The sequence below is a fragment of the Pseudomonas sp. 2(2015) genome (assembly GCF_000955865.1).
In the GTDB taxonomy this organism is placed as follows: domain Bacteria; phylum Pseudomonadota; class Gammaproteobacteria; order Pseudomonadales; family Pseudomonadaceae; genus Aquipseudomonas.
Genome location: NZ_JYOF01000002.1, coordinates 42,494 through 65,933 on the forward strand (window position 1 = coordinate 42,494; position 23,440 = coordinate 65,933).

At 61.8% G+C, this 23,440-nt stretch carries 21 protein-coding genes; 7 read left to right on the plus strand and 14 right to left on the minus strand.

The window, feature by feature from the left end:
• Positions 1-49: 49 nt before the first annotated feature.
• A complete protein-coding gene (waaA, locus tag UB48_RS01820; RefSeq protein WP_045193768.1) occupies positions 50-1,318 on the minus strand; it encodes a lipid IV(A) 3-deoxy-D-manno-octulosonic acid transferase in 1,269 nt (422 codons plus the stop codon).
• A 14-nt stretch (positions 1,319-1,332) separates the two neighbouring features.
• Positions 1,333-2,223, minus strand: coding sequence for a LysR family transcriptional regulator (locus UB48_RS01825; protein WP_045193769.1), 891 nt, complete (start codon positions 2,221-2,223; stop codon positions 1,333-1,335).
• A gap of 86 nt (positions 2,224-2,309) precedes the next feature.
• Here UB48_RS01825 and UB48_RS01830 point away from each other — a divergent pair, with 86 nt between their 5' ends.
• From UB48_RS01830 to UB48_RS01845, 4 genes are all read left to right on the plus strand, one after another.
• Positions 2,310-2,642 carry a multidrug efflux SMR transporter gene (locus UB48_RS01830; protein WP_028945643.1) on the plus strand — a complete coding sequence of 111 codons (333 nt, stop codon included), beginning with the start codon at positions 2,310-2,312 and terminating at the stop codon, positions 2,640-2,642.
• Positions 2,643-2,709: 67 nt separating this feature from the next.
• Positions 2,710-3,885 (plus strand): FAD-binding oxidoreductase, encoded by a 1,176-nt coding sequence (locus tag UB48_RS01835; RefSeq protein ID WP_045193772.1) that lies wholly within the window; start codon positions 2,710-2,712, stop codon positions 3,883-3,885.
• A complete protein-coding gene (locus UB48_RS01840) occupies positions 3,882-4,691 on the plus strand; it encodes an aldo/keto reductase (protein ID WP_045193774.1) in 810 nt (269 codons plus the stop codon). Before UB48_RS01835 ends, UB48_RS01840 begins: the two co-directional genes overlap by 4 nt.
• Before the next feature lie 47 nt (positions 4,692-4,738).
• A complete protein-coding gene (locus UB48_RS01845) occupies positions 4,739-5,701 on the plus strand; it encodes a hypothetical protein (RefSeq protein ID WP_045193775.1) in 963 nt (320 codons plus the stop codon).
• Positions 5,702-5,734: 33 nt separating this feature from the next.
• On the opposite strand, the gene hldE is transcribed toward UB48_RS01845, so the two are convergent.
• From hldE to UB48_RS01860, 3 genes are all read right to left on the minus strand, one after another.
• Positions 5,735-7,156 carry a bifunctional D-glycero-beta-D-manno-heptose-7-phosphate kinase/D-glycero-beta-D-manno-heptose 1-phosphate adenylyltransferase HldE gene (gene hldE / locus UB48_RS01850; RefSeq protein WP_045193776.1) on the minus strand — a complete coding sequence of 474 codons (1,422 nt, stop codon included), beginning with the start codon at positions 7,154-7,156 and terminating at the stop codon, positions 5,735-5,737.
• Between the two features lie 131 nt (positions 7,157-7,287).
• Complete coding sequence (gene msbA / locus UB48_RS01855) at positions 7,288-9,096, minus strand: lipid A export permease/ATP-binding protein MsbA (RefSeq protein ID WP_045193777.1); 1,809 nt, start codon at positions 9,094-9,096, stop codon at positions 7,288-7,290.
• A gap of 15 nt (positions 9,097-9,111) precedes the next feature.
• The gene (locus UB48_RS01860; RefSeq protein WP_045193778.1) at positions 9,112-10,287 is read right to left on the minus strand and encodes an O-antigen ligase; all 1,176 of its coding nucleotides are present in this window, start codon (positions 10,285-10,287) and stop codon (positions 9,112-9,114) included.
• 99 nt (positions 10,288-10,386) lie between these two features.
• Here UB48_RS01860 and UB48_RS01865 point away from each other — a divergent pair, with 99 nt between their 5' ends.
• A complete protein-coding gene (locus UB48_RS01865; RefSeq protein ID WP_045193779.1) occupies positions 10,387-10,989 on the plus strand; it encodes a toluene tolerance protein in 603 nt (200 codons plus the stop codon).
• A gap of 5 nt (positions 10,990-10,994) precedes the next feature.
• Here UB48_RS01865 and UB48_RS01870 read toward each other — a convergent pair whose 3' ends face one another.
• The 7 genes from UB48_RS01870 to UB48_RS01900 form a co-directional block, all read right to left on the minus strand.
• Positions 10,995-12,089, minus strand: a complete 1,095-nt coding sequence (locus UB48_RS01870) for a glycosyltransferase (protein WP_045193780.1) — start codon at positions 12,087-12,089, stop codon at positions 10,995-10,997.
• Between the two features lie 48 nt (positions 12,090-12,137).
• Complete coding sequence (locus UB48_RS01875) at positions 12,138-12,911, minus strand: glycosyltransferase family 2 protein (protein ID WP_045193781.1); 774 nt, start codon at positions 12,909-12,911, stop codon at positions 12,138-12,140.
• 67 nt (positions 12,912-12,978) lie between these two features.
• Positions 12,979-13,935 carry a glycosyltransferase gene (locus tag UB48_RS01880; protein ID WP_045193782.1) on the minus strand — a complete coding sequence of 319 codons (957 nt, stop codon included), beginning with the start codon at positions 13,933-13,935 and terminating at the stop codon, positions 12,979-12,981.
• Between the two features lie 51 nt (positions 13,936-13,986).
• Positions 13,987-15,387, minus strand: a complete 1,401-nt coding sequence (locus UB48_RS01885; protein ID WP_045193783.1) for a PIG-L deacetylase family protein — start codon at positions 15,385-15,387, stop codon at positions 13,987-13,989.
• Positions 15,384-16,280 carry an antimicrobial resistance protein Mig-14 gene (locus UB48_RS01890; protein ID WP_045193784.1) on the minus strand — a complete coding sequence of 299 codons (897 nt, stop codon included), beginning with the start codon at positions 16,278-16,280 and terminating at the stop codon, positions 15,384-15,386. The genes UB48_RS01885 and UB48_RS01890 overlap by 4 nt, the downstream gene beginning before the upstream one ends.
• On the minus strand, positions 16,280-17,410 hold the full coding sequence (locus tag UB48_RS01895; RefSeq protein WP_045193785.1) for a glycosyltransferase: 1,131 nt from the start codon (positions 17,408-17,410) through the stop codon (positions 16,280-16,282). Before UB48_RS01895 ends, UB48_RS01890 begins: the two co-directional genes overlap by 1 nt.
• Complete coding sequence (locus UB48_RS01900; protein WP_038997493.1) at positions 17,394-19,151, minus strand: carbamoyltransferase; 1,758 nt, start codon at positions 19,149-19,151, stop codon at positions 17,394-17,396. Before UB48_RS01900 ends, UB48_RS01895 begins: the two co-directional genes overlap by 17 nt.
• A gap of 125 nt (positions 19,152-19,276) precedes the next feature.
• Here UB48_RS01900 and UB48_RS28145 point away from each other — a divergent pair, with 125 nt between their 5' ends.
• The gene (locus UB48_RS28145; RefSeq protein ID WP_275558623.1) at positions 19,277-19,405 is read left to right on the plus strand and encodes a hypothetical protein; all 129 of its coding nucleotides are present in this window, start codon (positions 19,277-19,279) and stop codon (positions 19,403-19,405) included.
• An 81-nt stretch (positions 19,406-19,486) separates the two neighbouring features.
• Complete coding sequence (locus tag UB48_RS27175) at positions 19,487-20,314, plus strand: lipid II-degrading bacteriocin (protein WP_082075371.1); 828 nt, start codon at positions 19,487-19,489, stop codon at positions 20,312-20,314.
• A 468-nt stretch (positions 20,315-20,782) separates the two neighbouring features.
• Here UB48_RS27175 and UB48_RS01905 read toward each other — a convergent pair whose 3' ends face one another.
• Together UB48_RS01905 and putP are read right to left on the minus strand one after the other, a co-directional pair.
• On the minus strand, positions 20,783-21,619 hold the full coding sequence (locus UB48_RS01905) for a 23S rRNA (adenine(2030)-N(6))-methyltransferase RlmJ (protein WP_045193787.1): 837 nt from the start codon (positions 21,617-21,619) through the stop codon (positions 20,783-20,785).
• Between the two features lie 262 nt (positions 21,620-21,881).
• Positions 21,882-23,366, minus strand: coding sequence for a sodium/proline symporter PutP (gene putP / locus UB48_RS01910; protein ID WP_045193789.1), 1,485 nt, complete (start codon positions 23,364-23,366; stop codon positions 21,882-21,884).
• Between the last annotated feature and the right edge of the window lie 74 nt (positions 23,367-23,440).

Sequence of the window (23,440 nt, forward strand, 5' to 3'; positions counted from 1 at the left end):
CCTACTGTGGGAGCGGCGGTGCGACGCCTCGACTTGACCCGCGATGACGTCAGAGCAAGCGCCCCAAGCCTTCAAGCAAGCGCTGCAAGGCCCCCTGGTTGGCCTTCATCACCGCCAACCCCGCCGCGCCCATGCGCTGCGCATCCCGCGGCAACTCAATCAGGCGGCGAACTTCGGCCGCCAGCCCCTGGGCATCATCGACTTCCTGCAAGGCGCCGGCCTCGCGCAACATTGCCGCAATTTCCAGGAAGTTGAACAGATGCGGGCCACTGAGTACCGGCAGCGCCAACGCCGCCGGCTCCAGCAGGTTGTGCCCGCCATTGGCCACCAGGCTGCCGCCTACAAAGGCGATATCGGCCAGGGCGTAGAGAAACAGCAACTCGCCCATGGTGTCGCCAAGCAGCACTGCGGTCTCGGCCGCGACCGCTTCACCACTGGAACGGCGCACGGTCGGCAATTGCCCGCGGCACAACTCGAACACGCTGCTAAAGCGCTCCGGGTGACGCGGCACAAGGATCAGCAAGGCGTCGGCATGGTGTTCGCGCAACTGCCGGTGGGCGGCGAGAATGATCGGGTCCTCGCCTTCATGGGTACTGGCCGCGATCCATACCGGCCGCTGGCCGGCCTGCCACCGCTCACGCAGGGCTCGGGCGCGCGGCAACAGCTGCTCGTCAATGCTCAGGTCGAACTTGATCGAGCCGGTTACCTGCACGCATTCCGGTCGCGCGCCCAACTGGCGAAAGCGCTGGGCTTCGGTTTCGGTCTGTACCGCGATCAGGCTCATCTCGGCCAGCATCGGCCGGGTCAGGCCAGCAAAGCGCGCATAGCCCCGCGCCGAACGCTCGGACAACCGCGCATTGGCCAGGGCCACCGGAATACCGCGCTTGGCGCACTGATGAATGTGGTTAGGCCACAGCTCGGTCTCCATGATCACCGCAAGCCTGGGCTGCACGTGATCGAGAAAGCGCCCGGCGGCCCAGGGCAAGTCGTAGGGCAGGTAGCAGTGCTGGATGCGCGGCTCGTCGGCGAACATCGCCCGCACCCGCTCGGAACCGGTCGGGGTCATGCAGGTGATGGTGATCGGCAGCTGTGGATAAGCCTGCAGCAAGGCGCGAATCATCGGCGCGGCGGCAATGCTCTCGCCCACCGACACCGCGTGCACCCAGATGCCGCCCCTGGCCATGGCCGGCAGCTTGCAGGCAAAACGCTCGGCGATGCGCTGCCCATAGGCCGGCGCCTTGCGCGAACGCAGGAACAGGCGCAGCGCAACCAGCGGCAGGCCCAGGTGAAACAGCAAGGTATAGAGGGTTCTGTTCATGGCGCCGAAGTGTACTAGCCAATGGCGCGCAAGTGCACTGCGAAGCGTTCGGCCAACCACTGCGCGGCGGGCCCCAGTGGCTCGTCACGGCGCCACACCAGCTCGACCACCAGTGCCGGCGGTGTCCATTCGCTGGCAAGCTCGACCATCTGCGCCTGGTAGGTGGGATACTGCACCACATGCCGCGGCAACCAGGCCCAGCCCAGGCCACGCATCAGCAATTCGGCCATGGCGTAGAAGCTGTCGGCGCGCCAGATCTGCGGGCTGATCGGCTCGCCACCGGGGTAGCCGCTTTCCTGCGGGGTGATCAGCAACTGGCGGTGGCGGGCCAGGTCCTGACGACTGACGCGCTCAAGACGGGTCAAGGGATGATCCACGGCGCAGGCAGTAACCATCTCGATCCGCCCCACCGCCCGGCGCTCAAGAGACACCGGCATCTGGTCATGGTGGAACAGCAGGCCAAGATCGGCGCGCCGCTCGATCAGCTTGCGCGCCACGTCGCCCTGGGCGCCGCTGGCCATCTGTACTTCGAGCAAGGGAAACTGCCGGGCCAGCTCATCGAGGCTGTCGATCACCGGTTGATAGGGCATGGCCTCATCCTGGGCCACCCGCAATTGCGCCTCTTGCCCGCGCATCAGGGCCAGGGCCCGGCCATCCAGGCGCTCGCACTGGCGCAGCAGCTCGCGGGCATCTTCCAGCAAGGTTGCGCCGGCTTCGCTCAGGCGCGGCTGGCGGCCGCTGCTACGCTCGAACAGGGTCACCCCCAGGTCAGCCTCAAGCAAAGCGATGCCGTTGCTCACCGCCGATTGCGCCTTGCGCTGTTCACGGGCTACTGCCGAGAACGAGCGCAGCTCGGCGACCCGCACGAACATGCGCAACTGCTCCAGATTCCACTGCTCGGCCATCAACCTATCTCCAGAAAAGATAGGTAATGACTTTACCCCATTCAGGCTTGCTCTAGAATGCCCAGCCAGAACAGAGGATCACCGTCATGAATGCCTACACCTACCTGGCTATCGCCATCTGCGCCGAAGTCATCGCCACCGCCTCAATGAAAGCCGTCAAGGGCCTGAGCACGCCCCTGCCGCTGCTGCTGATGGTCTGTGGCTATGCCGTGGCGTTCTGGATGCTGACCCTGGTGGTGCGCAGCATTCCGGTGGGCATTGCCTATGCCATCTGGTCGGGCCTGGGCATCGTCCTGATCAGCATCGCCGCGCTGGTGATCTACGGCCAGAAGCTGGACCTGCCGGCAATGCTCGGCATGGCCATGATCGTCGGCGGCGTGGTGGTGATCCAGGTCTTCTCGAAAACCGCCGGGCATTGATCGGCAACAGGTGCAATGGCTCACAGGCTGTATACTGGGCGTCTGTCCACGCTTGTGAGGTTCATGCATGCCAACCGTAATTTCCACCGATGTGCTGATCGTCGGCGCCGGGGTCGCAGGCCTCTGGCTCAATGCCCGCCTGCGCCGGCTCGGCTATTCGACAGTTCTGGTGGAACGCGCCAGCCTCGGTGGCGAGCAGACCCTCAAATCCCAGGGGATCATCCACGGTGGCGCCAAGTACGCGCTGCACGGCGCCCTGACCGGCGCCTCGGAAGCCATCGCCGACATGCCCCGGCGCTGGCGCGAGGCCCTGGCCGGCAATGGCGAGCTGGACCTGTCCGGCGTACGCCTGTTGTCCGAAGCCCACTACCTGTGGTCGCCCGGCACCCTGGCCGGCAACCTCACCAGTTTCTTTGCCAGCAAGGCCGTGCGCGGCCGGGTCGATCAGGTCAAGGGCGAGCAGTTGCCACCCGCCCTGCAGGACCGTGCATTCAAGGGCAAGGTCTATCGCCTGGCCGAATTGGTCGTCGATGTGCCAAGCCTGCTCAACAAGCTCGCGGAACTGGCCGGTGACAGCCTGCTTGCCGGGCAAAGCATCGAACTGTTTGAAGAGAATGGCGAACTGGCCGGCCTGCGCGTCGATGGCCGCGAAATTCGCGCCCAGCGCGTGGTGCTCAGCGCCGGTGCCGGCAACGCCGCCTTGCTCGAAGCCTTGGGCCAGAGCCAGCCAGCCATGCAGCGCCGGCCGCTGCACATGGTCATGGCCAAGGGCGCCAGCCTCAAGCCGCTCTACGCCCATTGCCTGGGCGGCGGGCCGAAGCCGCGCATCACCGTCACCAGCCACCCGGGCGCCGATGGCCAGTGGGTCTGGTACCTGGGCGGCGACCTGGCCGAAGCCGACGGCGTAGCCCGCGAGCCTGAAGCGCAGATTGCCGCGGCGAAAAAAGAAGTCAGCAACCTGCTGCCCTGGATCGACCTCAGCCAGGTGCGCTGGGCCACCGTGCGCATCGACCGCGCCGAGCCTGCGCAATCGGGCCTGGTGCGCCCCGACAACGCCTTCCTCGCCGAGCAGCAACGCCTGCTGGTGGGCTGGCCGACCAAGCTGGCCCTGGCGCCGGACTTCAGTGACCGGGTGCTGGCCAACCTTGAGCGCGACGGCATCAAGCCAGGCGGCCAGCCGGCCCTGCCCGAATTGCCGCGACCGCCCATGGCCCTGCCGGTGTGGGAGCAACTGCTGCCATGAGCCTGCCGAGCCTGCACGATTTGCATCGGCCCCTCGGCAGTACCGGTCTGACGGTTTCGCCACTGGGCCTGGGCACGGTCAAGCTTGGCCGCGACCAGGGCGTCAAATATCCCAGCGGCTTCACTATTCCTGACGACCACGAAGCACGGATGCTGCTGGCCCAGGCTCGCGAGCTGGGCATCAACCTGATCGATACCGCACCCGCTTATGGCCGCAGCGAAGAACGCCTCGGCCCGCTATTACGCGGCCAGCGCCACCAGTGGGTGATCGTCAGCAAGGTCGGCGAGGAGTTCGAGGACGGCCAGTCGCGATTCGACTTCAGCGCAGCGCACACGCGCTTTTCCATCGAGCGTAGCCTCAAGCGCCTGGAAACCGACTGCATCGACCTGGTACTGGTGCATTCCGACGGCAACGACTTGCACATCCTTGAGCACGAGGAGGTTTACCAAACCCTCGAAGCCCTCAAGCAGGAGGGCAAGATCCGTGGTTTCGGGCTGTCCGGCAAAACCGCAGCGGGCGGTCTCAAGGCGCTCGAGCGCGGCGATTGCGCCATGGTCACCTACAATCTGAACGAGCAGGCCGAACGGCCGGTGATTGATTACGCCGCCAACCACGGCAAGGCGATCCTGGTGAAAAAGGCCCTGGCCAGCGGCCATGTGTGCCTTAGCCCCGGTGTCGACCCCGTGCGTGCCAGCTTCGAACTGCTGTTCGCCCACCCCGGAGTCAGCAGTGCTATTGTCGGCACCATCAATCCGCTGCACCTGGCCCATAACGTGGCAACCGTTGCCAAGGTGCTGCGCCGCTGACACTCACGCCGCCGCCGCGGCCGACCCCAACGCAAGACGGAGCCGACATGCCGCGAACGCTGATCCGCAAGAACCCGAGCAACTTCAAGACCCTGCCCTTGCACGTCGAGGCCAGCCCCGAAGGGCTGGTGTACCAGAGCATCGGCATGCCGCTGAACTTCGCCCAGACCCTGCAACGGCGCAAGCCGATCCAGGTTGCCGACAGCCAGCACTTTGCTGTCGAACTGGCCAACCTCGGCGTCTCGGTGCGCCTGACCCTGCGCTGGCAGAACCGCGATTACTGGGTGCTGGTACGCCAGCGCCGCCAGGACCGTGGCGATGTCGTGCTGAAACTGATTTCAGGCTATGTGCCGGCCCAGGAGCTGAACCTGCCGCTGCATACGGCAATTCAGGAGGTGGCCGAGGAATGCCTGCTGGAAACCCCGGAAGGCTGGCTGGGCGGGCGCTTCAACGATACCTGGCTGCCGGCGCCCTACGCCGACGCCCTGCACTACCGCGAAGCCCTGCCCTTTGTGCTGACGCCGCAGTCCGGCGCCGCACGGCCGGTACGCTGCGCCAACCTGCAATTGCTGGAACGGCCACGGGCATATGTGCACTTGCCAACTGCCTCGCTGCAACTGATCTACGACCTGTGTCTGCAAGTACCACGCGAGGCCAAGTCACTGAGCCTGTTCCACGTCGACGAACGCCTTGAAGGCGACCAACTGGTCGCGCGCCTCAACCGTAAACGCCCCGACCTGTACCTGATGCCGCTGGAAGACGGCCAGCCACGCGCCGAGCTCTACACCCTGAGCAAGGATCGCCTGGTGCCGGCCAGCACCCGCGGGCTGTACCTGGCAGAAAGCTTTGCCCAACAGGATGGCTGGCTGGTCAGGGATGAGCGGATTCGCTGGAAGGATTGGGTCAGGCAGCAAGGCCTGACACCCGCAAAACCGGACAGCGGCTTGAAGCGGCTGACCGGCAGGGCACGGGAGTTGTTGCAGATGGCGCGTGGCGGGCTGCGCAAGTAGAACCGAGTGCGGGGCGACTTGCCCCGCGATGCTTCAGTTCTTGCGGATCTTCTCGACGATGGCGGTGGTCGAGCTGTTTTCCACCAGCCCCAGCACCTTCACGGTACCGCCGTAGGCCTTGACGATATCGGCGCCGACCACCTGGTCGATGCCATAGTCACCACCCTTGACCAGCACATCCGGCTTGACCTGGCTCAGCAGGTTTTCCGGGGTGCCCTCAGGGAAGCTGATCACCCAGTCCACGGCGCCGAGGCCAGCGAGTACGGCCATGCGCCGGTCAACGCTGTTGATCGGCCGGCCCGGGCCTTTAAGGCGGCTGACCGAGGCGTCGTCGTTGACCGCGACGATCAGGCGATCGCCCTGGGCCCGGGCCTGCTCCAGGTAGGTCACGTGGCCGGCATGGAGAATGTCGAAGCAGCCGTTGGTGAAGACGATCTTCTCGTTGTGCGCGCGGGCATCGTCGATGGCCAGCAGCAACTGGTCGAGGCTCAGTACGCCACGCTCGGAACCCTCTTCGCGCTGGATCGCGCGGCGCAGCTCGGGGGCACTGATAGCTGCAGTACCCAGCTTGCCCACCACGATACCGGCGGCAAGGTTTGCCAGGCCGACCGCATGAGGCAGCTCTTCACCAGCGGCGATGGCGGCGGCGAGGGTCGAGATCACCGTGTCACCGGCACCGGTCACGTCGAACACTTCACGGGCCCGGGCCGGCAAGTGCAAGGCCGGGTGATCGGGGCGCAGCAGAGTCATGCCGTGCTCGCCACGGGTCACCAGCAAGGCGCCCAGTTCCAGCTCGCTCATCAGCTGGGCACCCTTGGCCACCAGCTCGGCCTCGTCGGCACAACGGCCAACGATGGTTTCGAACTCGCTGAGGTTCGGGGTGATCAGGCTGGCGCCTCGGTAGATCGAGAAATCCTTGCCCTTGGGGTCGGCCAGCACCGGAATGCCTTTGGCGCGGGCGGCCTGGATCAGGCTCTGGTGGTTTTTCAACGCGCCCTTGCCGTAGTCCGACAACACCAGCACCTTGACGCCGTCGAGCAAGGTATCGACCTCGGCGCCCAGGGACAGCGGGTCGGTGGCGAAGGGTTCTTCGAAATCGATACGCAGCAACTGCTGGTGGCGGCTCATGACCCGCAGCTTGACGATGGTCGGCTGATGGGCGATGCGCTGGAAGATCGAGCGCACACCGGCAGCCTGCAGGCTGTTGGCCAGGCTGTCGGCAGCCTCGTCCTGGCCGGTCACCCCGACCAGCGCCGCCGGAGCCCCCAGGGCTGCAATGTTCAAGGCGACGTTGGCAGCACCGCCCGGACGGTCCTCGATCTGTTCGACCTTGACCACCGGCACCGGCGCTTCAGGTGAAATCCGTGAGGTACCGCCATGCCAGTAGCGGTCGAGCATGACATCGCCCACCACCAGTACCGGGGCTTGATCGAAACGCGGCATGGACAACTTCATGGGCAACCCATATACAAAATAATTAACAGGGGCAGGATATTAGCACAGGCAAAGCGACGGCTTGTTTACCGCCTTGTTGCCAGGCATTCCAGGGAAACGCTGCCGGGGCACAAGGCCCCGGCGCGGTTGACTCAGGTGATGTCGACCTTGGCCGGCTCGTCCAGGCCCATGGCGTGCAGCCTGGCGTAAAAGCCGTTGGCTGCCAGCAGCTCGGTATGGGTGCCACGCTCGACCAGCTTGCCCTGGTCCATGACCAGGATCATGTCGGCCTTCTCGATGGTCGACAGGCGGTGGGCGATCACCAGGGTGGTGCGGCCTTTCATCACATGATCCAGGGCTGCCTGGATGTGTCGCTCGGACTCGGTATCCAGGGCCGACGTGGCCTCGTCGAGAATCAGCAATGGCGCATTCTTGAGCAACGCCCGGGCAATCGCCAGGCGCTGGCGCTGGCCACCGGAGAGCAGCACGCCGTTTTCACCGACCTGGGTGTCGAAGCCTTGCGGCAACTGCTCGACGAACTCCTTGGCATAGGCATCGGCGGCAGCGGCTTCGATCTCGGCCCGCGGCGCCCCGGCCAGGTCGCCATAAGCGATGTTGTTGGCCACGGTGTCGTTGAACAGGGTCACGTGCTGGGTCACCTGGGCGACGTGCTTGCGCAGGTTGCGCAGGCGGTAGTTCTCGATCTCCACGCCGTCGAGGAGGATCTGTCCGTCATCGTGGTGATAGAAGCGTGGTATCAGTGCCGCGAGGGTCGACTTGCCGCTACCTGAACGCCCCACCAGGGCGATCATCTGCCCGGGCTCTGCGGTAAAGGAAATATCGGTCAGCACCTGGCGGTCAGTACCCGGATAGGTAAAGTTCAGGTTGCGCACCTCGAGACGCCCGACCACACGGTCCAGCTCGACGGTGCCGCTGTCGACCTCCGGCGCCTCGTCCAGTTGCTCGAAGATGCTTTCGGCACCGGCCAGGCCTTTCTGGATGGTCGAGCTAACCTCCGACAACTGCCGAATCGGCTTGGGCAACAGGCCCGCTGCGGTAATGTAGGCTACCAGGTCACCGGCAGTAGCCTCGCCGCGCAGGAACAGCACCAGGAACATCAATGCCGCCATGGCGGTGTAGATCACCAGTTGCAGCATCGGCGTGTACACCGCGCCGGTCTTGGTCATGCGCAGCTGCTTGTCAGTGTTGCTCTGGCTGGCGTTGGCAAAGCGCTGCTGCTCGTAGCTCTCGCCACCGAAGCTGCGCACCACGCGGTAGCCCTGGATGGTTTCCGAGGCAACATGGGTGACATCACCCATGGCCACCTGGATCTTCTTGCTCTGCTTGCGGAATTTCTTGCTCGCGGTACCGACCATTACGGCGATGATCGGCAGGATCGCCAGCATCACCAGGGTCAGTTTCCAGTTCATCCACAGCAGGTAGATGAACAGGAAGACCACGGTCAGGCCTTCGCGGATCACCACCTTGATGGCATCGGTCGCAGCACCGGTGACCATGGTCACGTTGAAGGTGATGCGCGAAATCAGGTGGCCGGAATTGTGGCTGTCAAAGTAGCGGTTGGGCAGCACCAGCAGCTTGTTGAACAACTCGACCCGCAGGTCGTGAACCAGACCCAGGGAAACCTTGGCCAGGAAGTAGTTGCCCAGGAACGAGCCCAGACCCTGCCAGGCGGCGATCAGCACGATCAGCAGCGGCACGGCCTGCAGCAGTTGCAGGTCCTTGAGATACGGCACGTTGGGGAACAACACCGCCTGCGGGTTGCTCAAGCCATCGACGAAGTACTTGAGGATGCCGGCCAGCATCGGCTGGGTCGAGGCAAAGATCACGAAGCCGATGATACTCAGCAGAAAAATGCCGATATACGGCTTCACGTAGCTCAGCAGCCGGAAGTAGATTTTCAGGCTGGAGCTCTGCTCCGCCTCTCGCGGTGTTTCGGCCATCGTCGAGCTCGCTGTTCAGATAGAACCGGAAATTTTATCACAGCCTGGCGCCCGGGCACGTACCCAGACCAGGACAGTGGCCAGGCCGACCGGCAGCCAGCTGATGAACCACTCTGCACGCGGGGTGCCGGTCAGGCTTGCGGCGTCGAACTGCATGGCCAGGGTCGAGAACAACCACAGGCCCATCAGACCTTTGCCAAAGGCTGTATCGCGGGCTTTCCAGATTTCGCGCAAGGTGCACAGCCACACCGCCAGCCACAACAGCATGCCGGGGATACCCAGTTCGATGGCAATGTGAGTGAACATGTTGTGGGTGTGGTCGAACTGCATACCGGCGGCGCTGATGGAGTAGAACGACCCCAGGCCCAGGCCGGTCCAGGGATGTTCACCGATCATCTGCAGGCTTACCTCGAAGATCTCCGGCCGGTAGGACGCCCCTCGGTACATGACCAGCGAGTACAACAGCGCAAAACCAATGGCAGCGCCTACCAGCGCTGTTGCAGCAATCACCCGGCTTCTGCGGTCACGGCACCAGAGCGGCATGGCCAGCATCGTGATCAGCAAGCCCAAGGCCGCACCACGACTCTGGCACAACAACACGAACGCCCCCAGGCAGAGCAGGGCAACACCCCAGAGCAACTGCATCAGGCGTTGTTTAACTGGCCAATGGATCATCCAGACAATCGCTGCGCCGATGACGTAAGAACCAAGGATTGGGTGGGAAATTTCACCGATGCCATACAGCCTGGATGCCCACTCCTCGCCGCGGACCAGATAAAACTGCACGATCGACAATACGGCACCGATAGCCAGCCCCGCCCCACCCAGAAGCATCAGCAGGCGAATGCGCTGCTCCCCGAGTTGGGCCAACAGGGGGAAGAACAGCAGGAATACCGCTATGTACAGCAGGCGCTTGAGTTCACGCCCGGGCTCCTCTGTGGCGGCCCACGACAAGCTCAAAGCGGTCCAGCCGAGCATCAGCAGCAACGCCAGGCACAGTGCCTTTTGTGCATGCCAAAGCTCGACCAGCAATGCGCGGGCAGACCACAGCATGACCAGCGTAGGCAGCCACAGAAACGCAACCAGCCCTTGCTGGTAAAGCTTGTTGCTTGGCGCCAGGGCAATGCCCACCAAAAACCAGAAAAAGCCAATTGCCAGCCAGGCCTGCGCCCAGCGCCTCGAATACATCATGCACTTCCCCATTGATTCAACAACACCGGCATGGTGCAACCCTGAACTTTTCGGCATTATTGCCGGTCATTTTGCTTGCCCGCTAACAAGGCCCCTACCATGCAATGTTCCCGGCTCCCCCAAGTCGACTTCAATCAGCTGACGCTTGGTGCCCAGATACTGGAGGCCGACAGCTACGGCGCTAAAGTCTACCTGTTAACAGACGGCAATATCCTCAAGCTCTTCAGGCGCAAGCGGTTAATTTCATCTGCGCTGCTGCGACCTTACTCCCGACGCTTTATCGATAACGCGGTGATGCTAAAGAAAAAGGGAATTCCTACGCTTGAGGTGCTGGAGTACTACAAGCTGGACGCACCTGGAATGACGGCGGTACTGTACCGTCCACTGCCCGGCAAAACCTTGAGCCAGCTGTCTCGCGAGCCCGGTTTCAGCTGGCAGGAACGCCTTCCGGATCTGATCGGACTGGTGCGCCACCTGCATCAGGCGGGTATTTACTTCCGCTCACTGCACCTTGGCAACATTGTTGTTACGCCTGAGCAGCAACTTGGCTTGATCGATGTCGCCGACATGCGTTTCCTGCGAGCCCCGTTGTCCAGCCGAATGATTCGACGCAACGTGCAACATTTTGCCCGGTACATTGCCCGGGAACAGTTGGCTGACCAGTTTCCCCTGGCTGAGCTTGAGCGCGCACTGCTGCCGTAAAGAACTCAGGCCCTGCCCAGTAACGCCCTGGAAGCCTGACTGAAGCGTTGCCAGGCCTGCTCGGGCTGCAGGGCCTGGTATTGAGCGTTGGCAACAGTGCTTGCCTGAAGATCCGAGCACGCGGCAATCGCGTTGCTCCAGGCGCCGACATCACCCGCCGGCGCATAGTAGCCTGCGATTCCCAACTGCTCGCGAAACACCGGCAACTCGCTGCACAGGACAGGCACATCGGCCATTACCGCCTCTTGCAGCACCAGGCCCAACCCTTCGGAGTGCGAAGGAATCAACAGCCAGTCAAATGCCCTGTAGAGCTTTTCCAGCCCGACACAGTGCCCTGGCATCGAGACTTTCTGAGCCAGATCAAGCGCCTGGATCCGCGCCTGCAACTGTGAGCGCAAGCCGCCCTCACCGAGGATCACCAGGCGCAGATCAGCTTGCTGCCGAGCAGCCTGGGCAAAGGCATCGAGCAAGTAGTCAAAACCCTTGCTATCGACCAACCGGCCGACTGCGCCCAGGACACGTACGCCGTGCTCCGCGAGCCCCAGCGCCTGACGTGCCTGTTGCCGGCCTAGCAAGTTGCGACGAAAGCCATCTGGTTCAAGGGCGGTACGCAACACCTGCACCGGCACCCCGAGGTCTTGCTCCAATGCATCGGCAAGGGTTTGTGAGACGGCGACAAACGTCAGCCGAGAGGCAGGAAAAGCGCGCAACAAGGCAATATCGGCCCGGCGCAGGCGGGTCTTGCCATGAAACACGACGGTTGCCCGCAAGTCCGGCATGACCTTGAGCAGCGGCAGTATCAAACGCGACACGCCCAACCCGTCAAGCAACAGCACCTGAGCATTGGCTTGTTCCAGCGCATCGCGAAACCGCCCCCGCAACCAGGGGCGCAATGCGCGCCAGACATGCCGCCCCTTGAGCAGGCGATGGGACAAATGCCACTCGCGCGTTGACTCACCGCCATAGCAGGCACCCTGCCCCTGCAGCAGCCAACTGCTGATTTTCGCCCCAGGCCCGGCCTGGGACAGAATTTGTTGATGCACCTTGTGCACCGAGACATACGGCGAACCGCCAGCCCACATAATGTTGACGATATTCACGGGGATGTACCCCTTGTATCGGACTGGATCACTGGCAAGCCAGTTGAATCAATTCGCAAGAAAGCCAATAGCCACTCCCACTGCCAAACCGATCAACAAGGCAGCAGCCAGCTTGACCCGCTCGCGCTGACGCCGGCGTGCTTTGCGCTGACGCTCTTCAGGCAGGCTGACGTGCATGCCAAAGCCGGTATGCAACACGGCATCACCTTCCAGGCTCACGCCGGTCAGGTTCAATTCTGCATAGCGCTTTGACAGTGCCTTTTCACCAGCATAGGCGGCGAACGGCGCACAGCGCTGATAATCGCTCAAACGGCGCAACCCCGGGTTCAGAGAAAAGCTCTGCCACTCAGGCTTGTCCGACAACAACGGGTAGCAGGGCACACCGGCAATCACCTGGCGCTCACCAAGGTGAATGTAGGGGCTATGCAACTTCAGGTCATAGACATAACTGCGCAACCAGACCTGAAGCAGCTCAGGGCTGACCGCCAGGATCGCTTGCGAGTCTTCGATGAAGCCAGGACGGTAGAACTCCCAGTCATCTTCACAATGGAAAATGTAAGAGGTTTTTACATGGCTGTAAGCGAGATCGATCGAGGCCAGCTGACCCAGTTTCGGACGATTGACGAAGACCTTGCAGTGCGGCTTCCAATGCTCGGGCACAGCCTGGTGAACAGCGTCATCTCCCGAATCTTCGGTGATGAACACTTCACGAATAGGCGCGGTATTGAAGCGGTCAAAGCTTTCCAGCGTAAGTTTTAGCAAATCGAAGCGTCCGCAACTGGTGACAACCAGTGTTACGTCGCTATCTTGGCAGAATCGCACCGGACTCCCTCCCCATAAACTGTATTCAAATGTTCGAGACTACTTGCCTGGTTTCAGGACAGCCGGCTCATATGCCCAGTCTCAAACGCAAGCGTTGCCAGCCGGTCAGGGCTGGGCGGGGACGAAGAGGTGGCTGCATTTTTTCCACGATGCTACGACCTACCTGGGCGAAGCTGAATTGCGAGACGGCCAGATCACGGCCGTTGTTGCCGATACGCTCGACCAGCCCGGGGTCGGCACGCAATACTTTCAGCTTCTCTTGCAACTGGGCAATGCTGTCATAGAGCACCACGTTATGCATGTCTTTCAAACCCAGGGCGCGATTTTCCGCCTCACCCTGGTCAAAGGCCAGCAAAACGCAGCCACAGGCCATCGCCTCGAAATTCTTGATCATGTATTCGCCCATGCCGACATCCGCGCTAACAAAAAAACGGATGCGGTTGAGCGTGTCGCAATACTCTTCACCGGACTTGGTACGGGTTACCAGCAGGTTTTCCACCTGCGCCAACTCATCGAGCAACGCCTTGCGGCCACTGTAGGCAACGCTGTTGGTGCTGCCGACAAAAGCCAGCTCGATATCCCGTTCACGACCCTGGTCGGCCAACAGCTGCTGGTCGTAGCCCTTGGGTACGAACTCGGCATCGAAACCCTCCTGACGCAGGCGCTCACTGACCATGTAACCGGAACTGATGACCCGCGCCCAAGGCAGTTGGCGGTAATGGGCACTGAACTTGCCGGTGTACTTGCAGGGGATGTAGTTCTGGTAGGCATCATGTTCGAGGATGACCAGATTGGGCACCGTACGAATGAAACCGACCTGGCGAATCTCTTGCTTGAAGCGCAGGAAAAACACGATCCGGTCGTACTTGTCGACGTCGACTTCGCGGCGGAAGTAGCGGCGCAGGTTGCGCTGCTCGTCACTGCTCAGCCAGCGCAGGTCGCAGTCGCTGTGCGCAGCAACGCCGTCATACAAACGGTCGAGGATCGCCCGTTGTTCTTTCTGCACCAGAAATAGAACTTTCATTGTCTTCCTTGCGGCGCTCAGGCCACAGCTTTCAATCTTGTAGCATCGTGATCAGAGCTCACGACGCCAGAACAATTCGTGTCGACGCACAGCCTTGCGAAAGAATTCGTTCTCGCCATAGGGCGAAGGACGACGCCCGGCCAGCCAGCGTTGCAGCAGGCGGCGCAGGCGGCGCTTGAACGGCGCAGGCGGCTGCAGGTCGTGCATCATGCCCAGGGCCATGGCTTTGTCGCGCTGGGCGGGCAGGCCCAGCACCAGGCAGTAGGGAGACCAGGCCTGGGCTGCTTGCAGTTGCGGCGGCAAAGCAATGCCTGCACCGCTATCACCCATGGGCCAGCGGTCGTTGTCATGCAGGTGATTGGCATAGCACAGCAGGGTTTCAGGCTGCCACTCAAGGCCTTGCAGCGCTTCGAGCACAGCAGCCTGGGCGCAGATATGATCAGGGTGCGGATCGAGGGTCGGGTGCGGCATCACCAGCACCTGCGGCCGGGCCCTGAGCAACAGTGCACGCAGATCGGCCAGCAGGTTGTTCCAGGTTGGCGCGCCGTCTTCATCACCCGGCAGGGTCAGCGGGTTGAACTGGCGAAACAGGCGGGTATCGGCAAGCCCGGCCTCGCGCGAAGCCATTGGCTCTGCAGGCGCGGCCTGCATGGCCGGGAGTTGCAAGCAGAAATACCCCAGCTGCACGCAGCGAGACTCGGGCACCCCGGCCCAACGCGGCACAGCGATGCTGTCCCAGGCTCGTAAACGGCCTTTCAGGCGCGCAGCATCGGCCTTTTCCAGGCCCATTTGCTGGTAGTGTTCGGCTTCGATTTCACCGGCAGTCAAGGTCACCACCCAGGTCTCCTCGGCCTGGCTGTAGAAGCCAAAGGCTGCGAGCTCGGCATCATCGGCATGGGGCGCAATGACCATGACCCGGCGCTGGCGAAGATCGGCTTCTGGTGCAACCCATAGCGTTGCCTCGCCCACCAGGCGGCAATGCCGGCCACGCAGGCGCAACTGTCCAGCCATCAACGCCTCGGCCAGCCCAGTGAGGTTCAGGTAACGCAGGCCGTTCACGCCCCGCTCGAACGTCTGAACGTCGTCACTGCCCAGGCTTACCGCAGGATCAAGAAACCGCCCCAGCCAATTGCTCTTGAGGCGCAACTGCAAAATCAGCGTTTGCTCGGCGCCAAGCGGCAGCGGCGATGGCAGACGCAGCAAGCCGTCGACCAACTCGAGCGGATAGGCCAGGCAGTCTGGAGGGAACTGATACTGATAGTCTTCAGCTGGTGAATAGAACAGGTGGTCGGCAAACCACGCCTCATGGGCCACCCACAACAACGGCACCAGCAGCAGCGGCAGCCACCACTGGACAAAAACGCCCAGGGCGAGCAGCACCAGCAGGCCAATCAGCAGCCCCAGGCGCTTATTGCGCCGGTGGCGCTTGAGCAACTGCTGCTTGCGGCTCACACCTGAAACACCGGCACGGGGTTGCACCAACGGTCCTTGTACTCGCGATCGGCACGGCCGAAGGAGAACCGCAGCGGTTTGTTACGCGCACGGGCATCTTCCCAGGCAGCCTGGGTATTGAGGAAGCTCAGCACGCTGCCCGGGCTGAAGGCTTTGGTTTGTGGGTCAACACCACCGTTGATGTATTCAACGCTGATCCACTCCGGCGCTTCGACCCGGTAAACCAGCTGGATGGCAATCGGCGCATCGTCGAGAAACAGCACCGAACCGATCAACAGCTCGCGCAGGCGCTCGATCACCTCGGCCATGCGCTCGGCTCCGGTGGCCGGGAACTCCCAGCGGCGCTGGAACAGGTCGCAGTAGATCGCCGCAAGTTCGCTACTGGAAAAATCCGTGACCGGCCGCACCTGGCCGCCCGCCTCTTCCAGCAGGCGCAGTTCGCGTCGCTGGTTGTAGCGAAACTTCTTCGACAGGTCTTCCGGCGTACGGGCCATGGCCAGCGATTCGGCCTGCGCCTTGAGGTTGGCAAAACGGCCCTGGTTGAGCTCGGACAGATAACGCCCGGCATGACGCAGCGGCGCCTGGGCATCGGTAGCGGCGGGCAGAATCAGCTCGGCATTGCCCAGGTCGTACAGGCCTTTTTTGCCCTGACGCTTAAGCACATCTTTGGACAGCGCCAGGTAGCGACCCCAGGTGGGAATCGCAGCCTTGAGCTCGCCGTTTTGCTCCCAGCCCAGGTAACGCACCGGGATCTGCGCCAGGTCAGCCAGCTGTTCAACAACCAGTGGATGGGTGGCGACACTGCCGCCAAATTTTTCCCAGGCCTGGGCGTAGGTTGGCGCATCGATCTGCGTCCAGCCGCGCTCGCGCCAGCCTTGAATATGGTTGAGCATCAAGCCTCCGCTGTCAGGGCACGAACGTGCGGCAGTTGCCAGAAGGCCTCGCGCACTGCGGCATCGGAGAAGCGCTCACGCAAACGCTCAAGCATGCGCCCGGCGCACTCCTGGCGCTGCCCGGCATCCAGTGCGGCCAGGTGCTGCAAACCTTGCCCAAGACGCTCGGCGTCGCCCAGCGGGAAGAGGATGCCGACACCCTCGACCACCTCGACCGCACCGCCGCAGGCCGTAGCCAGTAGCGGCACGCCGGCGACCATGGCTTCGAGCAGGACCATGCCGAACGGCTCATGGTCGGAGCTCAAGGCGAAGGCGTCAAAAGCACGAAAGTAGCGACGAGCGTCAGGCACCTGACCGAGAAAATCCACGTGCGCGGCGATTCCCAGTTCGGCGGCCTGCTCTTTGAGTTGCTGCTCCAGGCGACCCTTGCCAAGAATGGCCAGGCGAGCGCCGGCCGGCAGTTGCGGCAAGGCCTGGGCGAAACCACGCAGCAAGGTGGCCTGGTCTTTGTCTGGATGCAGGCGGCCGACGTTGCCGACGATCCACGCTTGCGGGTCCAGGCCCAGGGCCTCGCGCGCCTGCGCGGCGGACACCTGGCTGGCCTGCAGCGCCTCGATGTCGATGCGGTTATAGAGGGTCTGGATACGCTCGGCCGGCCACTTGCGCAGGCATTTGCGCATGTCGTCGCGCACTGCGTCAGAAACACCGAGCAGGCTCAAGCGTTTGCTGAACAAGTTGGCGAACAGCTGGCGGCTGCCACGCAGGTAGTCACCGAAGGCGTGGTGCACGCCAATCACCGGCAAGTTGCTGCCGAGCAAGGCGATATAGATCGGCTTGAAGCGGTGCGCGATGCAGAAGCTGAACTGGCGGCTGGCGACGATCCGCCGCAAGGCGCGGATCGCCCCCAGCTTAAGGCCACGAATGGCCTTGGAGCTGAACTCGAGGAAGATCACCTCGTCCGAGGCGCAGCCGGCCGCGACCTGAGGGTCGGCAGCGCCGGTCAGGAACACCGTGGTGACCTTGTAGCCGCTACCGTCGAACAGGCTGGCGTACTGGCGCGCACAGTCCAGGAACGGACCGTCATAACCATGACAGAACTGCAGGACGCGTTTTTCAGCCCTGGACGTCATAAGTGTCCGCGCCGTCCTTGACCACCAGGATGTCTTCCATGATCAGGTACTGCAGGTCCGAGCCGAAGAACATGTTCAGCGCATCGGTCGGCGAGCAGATCATCGGCTCGCCACGACGGTTGAGCGAAGTATTCAGCGACACGCCGTTGCCAGTCAGGGTCTCCAGCGCCTTCATCATGTCGTAGTAGCGCGGGTTGTACTCGCGCTTGAGCACCTGGGCGCGCGAGGTGCCGTCTTCGTGGACGACTTCCGGCACGCGGGTCTTCCACTCTTCAGCCACTTCGAAGGTGAAGGTCATGAACGGCGCCGGGTGATCGATCTTGATCATCTGCGGCGCGACGGTGTCGAGCATCGACGGGCAGAAAGGCCTCCAGCGCTCGCGGAACTTGATCTGGTGGTTGATGCGGTCGGCAACGCCTTCCACGCTCGGGCAACCGATGATCGAACGACCGCCGAGGGCACGCGGGCCGAACTCCATGCGGCCCTGGAACCAGGCCACCGGGTTGCCGTCGACCATGATCTTGGCGATCTGCTCGGGCATGTTCTCCAGCTTGCGCCATTTTGGCTGGCTCGGATGACGGGCACAGGCGGCGATCACGTCTTCGTTGGAGTACGCAGGGCCGAGGTAGACGTGCTCCATCTTCTCGACCGGTACACCACGGGCGTGGGACACATAAGCAGCAGCTCCGACCGCGGTGCCGGCGTCGCCGGAAGCCGGCTGGACGAACAGTTCCTTGAGGTCAGGGCGGGCAATGATCTTCTGGTTGAGCTTGACGTTCAGCGCGCAGCCGCCAGCGAAGGCCAGTTTGCCGGTCTCCTTGAGGATGTCGCCCAGGTAGTGGTCGATCATCTGCAGGGCGAGCTTCTCAAACAGCGCCTGCATGCTCGCGGCGTAGTGGATGTACGGCTCGTCGGCGATGTCGCCTTCGCGTTTCGGGCCCAGCCACTCGATCAGTTTTGGCGAGAAGTAGAAACCCTTGCCCTTCTCTTTATAACGACGCAGGCCGATGACATTGGCGTAGTCGGTGTTGATCACCAGCTCGCCGTTTTCGAACGAGGCCAGGCGCGAGAAATCGTACTTGCTGGCGTCGCCGTAAGGCGCCATGCCCATGACCTTGAACTCGCCATCGAGCATTTCGAAACCGAGGAACTCGGTGATCGCGCCGTACAGGCCACCGAGGGAGTCCGGATCGAAGAATTCCTTGATCTTGTGGATCTTGCCGTTTTCGCCGTAGCCAAAGAAGGTCGTGGCGTATTCGCCCTTACCGTCGATACCGAGGATCGCGGTTTTCTCTTTGAAACCGGAGCAGTGGTAGGCACTGGAGGCGTGGGCCAGGTGGTGCTCGACCGGCTCGATCTTGACCTTTTTCGGGTCGAAGCCCAGTTGCTCCAGGCACCAGACGATCTTCTTGCGGTAGCGCTTGTAGCGACGGTTGCCCATCAGGATCGCGTCAAGGGCGCGGTCCGGGGCGTACCAGTAACGCTTGGCGTAGTGCCAGCGAGCCTCGCCGAACAGGCTGATCGGGGCGAACGGAATCGCCACCACATCAACGTCGGACGGCTTGATACCGGCCTGTTCCAGGCAGAACTTCGCCGATTCGTAGGGCATGCGGTTCTTTGCATGTTTATCGCGCACGAAGCGCTCTTCTTCAGCGGCGGCAATCAGCTTGCCGTCGATGTACAGGGCCGCGGAAGGGTCATGACTAAGGGCGCCGGACAGGCCAAGAATCGTCAATGCCAAGGGTCTAGCCTCTTCAATCTGTAAAAGTGCGCCTCGGCCCGGAGGGCGGATGGCAGCGAAAGGGCGGGATTATAGCGCATTCACCTGCAACGCGGCACCGGGTGGAATTGGACAGATCGCAGGTGATGAATGAAGGCACCGCGCGGTCATTGCCCGAACGAAAGCCCCACAACGGCATGCACTCATACGACTTCAGCGAAAAGAAAAAGAAAAAGAAAAAGAAAAAGAAAAAGAAACAACTTACATTGCCGTGAGAAGTTTCTATATATACACAAAAGCCCGATAAGAATTAGATAGTCAACACCAGACGACCATCAACAAACAAGGGCACACACATGCAAATTGAACTTGCACCCACAATTGTTTACCCAGATGACTATGGAACCCCTACTTCAAAAGGCGGACAAACACCGCCAGGGCACCCCCTGGTTATTGCCAGAATGTGGAGCCAGCGAAACGAGGCTTATCTATCTGGCAATTGGTGGTCAATGCTTTGCCTCGACCTAAAAAGAGCGCAATACAACAAGCCTCCTTTCTCCCCCGGCCTAATGACCCTGGATCTTATTTGCGCCCACCACGCCGACCAACTAAAAGCGCTCGACCCGACACTAGAAAACAAAGTGGCATGGCATAAGGGGCGCATCAGGGCTAATACTTACGGAGCAGACAAATCACCATCCCTGACAACCGAAGTGCAATTTTCCGGAGGAATTTTTACCGCCACAAAAGCCATCGCGCATGCCATCTATGGCAAAGGGGCAAAAGCCACAGTCTCACTGAAAGACATCGGAATCTCTCCCAGCGTCGAAAAAATCCCAGAACTCAAGAGTCTAATCGAGGCTGCAGAAATCGGCTCAACACAAATTGACATCAATGTACCGTATTACACAGGCCAAGACTCGTTCGCAGCCAGGACCTATCTCGGCAATATAACATTGCGAATTATTGGCACAATAACTCGAGACAGCGAGGGAAACGTCAGCTTCTCGGGACAGGCAAAAGCGTACAACGATCTATACGATGCAGAAGCAAGCGATCACAGAATACCTCTCGACGAATCAGCTACTACGGCATTGAGAAGCATGTTCAAAGTCACCAATGCAGTGAGCTACGAAATTGAAATGCCGGGCTCATTGCCAATCAACTATTCAACGACCCCATGAAAGCGCCAACCCTTATAACGACGGCAACTCTACTTCTACCCTCATTACTTCTGACACTAGCATGGATCAGCCTTACATTGGCCGTTCAAGGCATCCCTGAAAACCTGGACGATCCACTCGACACCAGAGGGGTGCCGGCCTCCGCAATCTGGACGGTTATTATCGCCATGCTTGGAGCACCTAGCATCGCGCTCTCAAGCATTGCAAATTTTTTAGCCAATAAGACAAGACACAAAGAGATAGGCCGATCAGTGAGCCTGCTGGCAAACCTTCCGACAATAGCGACTTCATTACTTGGGTTATTTGTTACGACAAGCTATGGCAGCGTGTCTATCGCCACAATACTTCCCGGAGCCTTGTTCCTGGCAAGCGCTGCAGCATCGAGCATCCTGATCCGGGCCCGCTTCAAAGCACCTAGCCAGTAACTGTGGGCAATCAAAGTCTGATTGCCTACCGCCCCTGCCGCGCTTATTCGGCGATCAGCCAATCCATCCGCCAGCTGCCCTGAGTCTGCGCCAGCACCTGCGACAGCCATGGCAACAGCGTGCGCAGTTCTTCTTCCAGGCCCCATGGCGGGTTGGCGATGGCCAGGCCCGAGCCGTTGAGGCCCTGCGGGCTGTCCTGCGGGTGCACATACAGCTCGACCCGCAGCAGTTTAGGCGCGCCGGTGCTGGTCAGGTCCTGGTAGAAGCGCACCAGCTGGCGCTGGTCCTTGATCGGGTACCAGATGGCCGCGACAGTCTGGCGCATGCGACTGATGGTCTCTTTCATCGCCTGGGTGCAACGCTTGAGCTCGTCGGCCTGCTCGAACGGCGGGTCGATCAGCATCACCGCACGCTTTTCCTGCACCGGCAGCAAGGCCCGCGGCACATGCCAGCCCTCGCCCAGGTGCACGGCAACGCGCGGGTCCTTCTTCATGTTGTCTTTGAGCAGGCGACCGTCTTCGGGGTGCTTCTCGTTGAGCAGCACGCGATCCTGCTGACGGGCCAGGCGTCGGGCCAGTTCCGGGGAGCCCGGGTAATAGCGCAGCTCGCCATCGGGGTTCATCTTGCGCAGGATGCGCAGGTAGTCCGCGGTGATTTCCGGCAGGTCGTCGCGCCCCCAGAGGCGGCCGATACCTTCCAGCCACTCGCCGGTACGTGTCGCCTGATCGCCCTGCAGGTCGTAAAGACCCAGGCCTGCGTGGGTGTCGAGGTAGGCAAACGGCTGTTCCTTGCGCGACATCAAGGCGATGAGGCGGGTCAGCACAAGGTGTTTGAAGACGTCGGCGTGGTTGCCGGCGTGGAAGGCGTGACGATAGTTCATGGCAACTCCTGCAAGACCGCGCAGTTTACCTTGTCATGCACAACAGGGGGAGCGGCGATGCGCAGATGCGGCTTGACCCGCGATGTCAGCCATCGCGGGTCAAGCCCAGTGGGGGCGGGCTTGCCCCGCGATGAGACCAATGCCGCCAGCCCACCTGCTGCTACCTGAATTGCGACCGCTTCGCGCTCGATCGCGGGACAAGGCCCGCTCCCACAAGACTCTTGCGAGGCCGGGCCGTGGTCAGGCGAAGCTCAACAGTCGATCAATGACCGGCCTTGAACGCCTCGTCGGCGGCTTCGAAGCGCGAAACCATCGCCTTCGACGGGCTGCCGGCCCGGCTGACGAAGTAGATCGCCAGGGCGCCGAGGATGAAGCCCGGGATGATTTCGTACAGGCCCCAGATGGAGAAGTGCTTCCACACCACCACGGTGATCGCACCGACCAGGATACCGGCCAGTGCGCCGTCACGGGTCATGCCTTTCCACAGTACCGAGATCAGTACCACCGGACCGAAGGCAGCACCGAAGCCGGCCCAGGCGTAGCTGACCAGGCCCAGCACGCGGTTCTCAGGATTGGAGGCGATCAGGATGGCGACCACGGCCACCAGCAGCACCATGGCGCGACCGACCCAGACCAGCTCCAGCTGCGAGGCACCCTTGCGCAGGAAGGTCTTGTAGAAGTCTTCGGTCAGGGCGCTGGAGCACACCAGCAGCTGGCAGCTCAGGGTACTCATGACAGCCGCCAGGATGGCCGACAGCAGGACACCGGCAATCCATGGGTTGAAGAGGATCTTGGCCAGCTCGATGAACACACGCTCGTGGTTCTCGGTGACCGGGCCTGCGACTTCAGGGTGCGCCGAGAAGTAGGCGATACCGAAGAAGCCCACAGCGCAAGTACCTACCAGGCAGAGGATCATCCAGGTCATGGAGATGCGACGGGCCTTGGCGATCGACTTGACCGAGTCAGCGGCCATGAAGCGCGCCAGGATGTGCGGCTGGCCGAAGTAGCCCAGACCCCAGCCCATCAGCGAGATAATGCCGATGAAAGTGGTGCCCTTGAGCATGTCGAAGTTGCCCGCGTCCTTCAGCTCGATGGCAGCGAAGGTGGTGTCAAGACCGCCGGTTGCGATCAACACGATAACCGGGGTCAGGATCAGGGCGAAGATCATCAGCGTAGCCTGGACGGTGTCGGTCCAGCTCACTGCCAGGAAACCACCAACGAAGGTGTAGGCAATGGTTGCCGCCGCACCAGCCCACAGCGCTGTCTCGTAGGACATGCCGAAGGTGCTTTCGAACAGACGGGCGCCGGCAACGATGCCGGAGGCGCAATAGATGGTGAAGAACACCAGGATCACCACGGCGGAGATGATCCGCAGCAGCCCGCTGTTATCTTCGAAGCGGCTGGAGAAGTAATCCGGCAGGGTCAGCGCATCACCGTTGTGCTCGGTCTGCACCCGCAGGCGGCCGGCAACAAACAGCCAGTTCAGATAGGCACCGATGATCAGGCCGATGGCGATCCAGCTTTCCGACAGGCCCGACATGTAGATAGCGCCCGGCAGGCCCATCAACAGCCAGCCACTCATGTCCGAAGCACCGGCCGAAAGCGCGGTAACCACGCTGCCGAGGCTGCGACCGCCAAGAATATAGTCGGAAAGGTTGTTGGTAGAGCGATAGGCCATGAAGCCGATCAGCACCATTGCCGCGATATAGATCACGAACGTGATCAAGGTTGGATTGCTTACACTCATTGTTGCGCCCTGGCGTTTGTTTTTATGTAGCGACAGCCTCGAAGAGGTTGCACCCAGGCCGCGAATCCTATGCA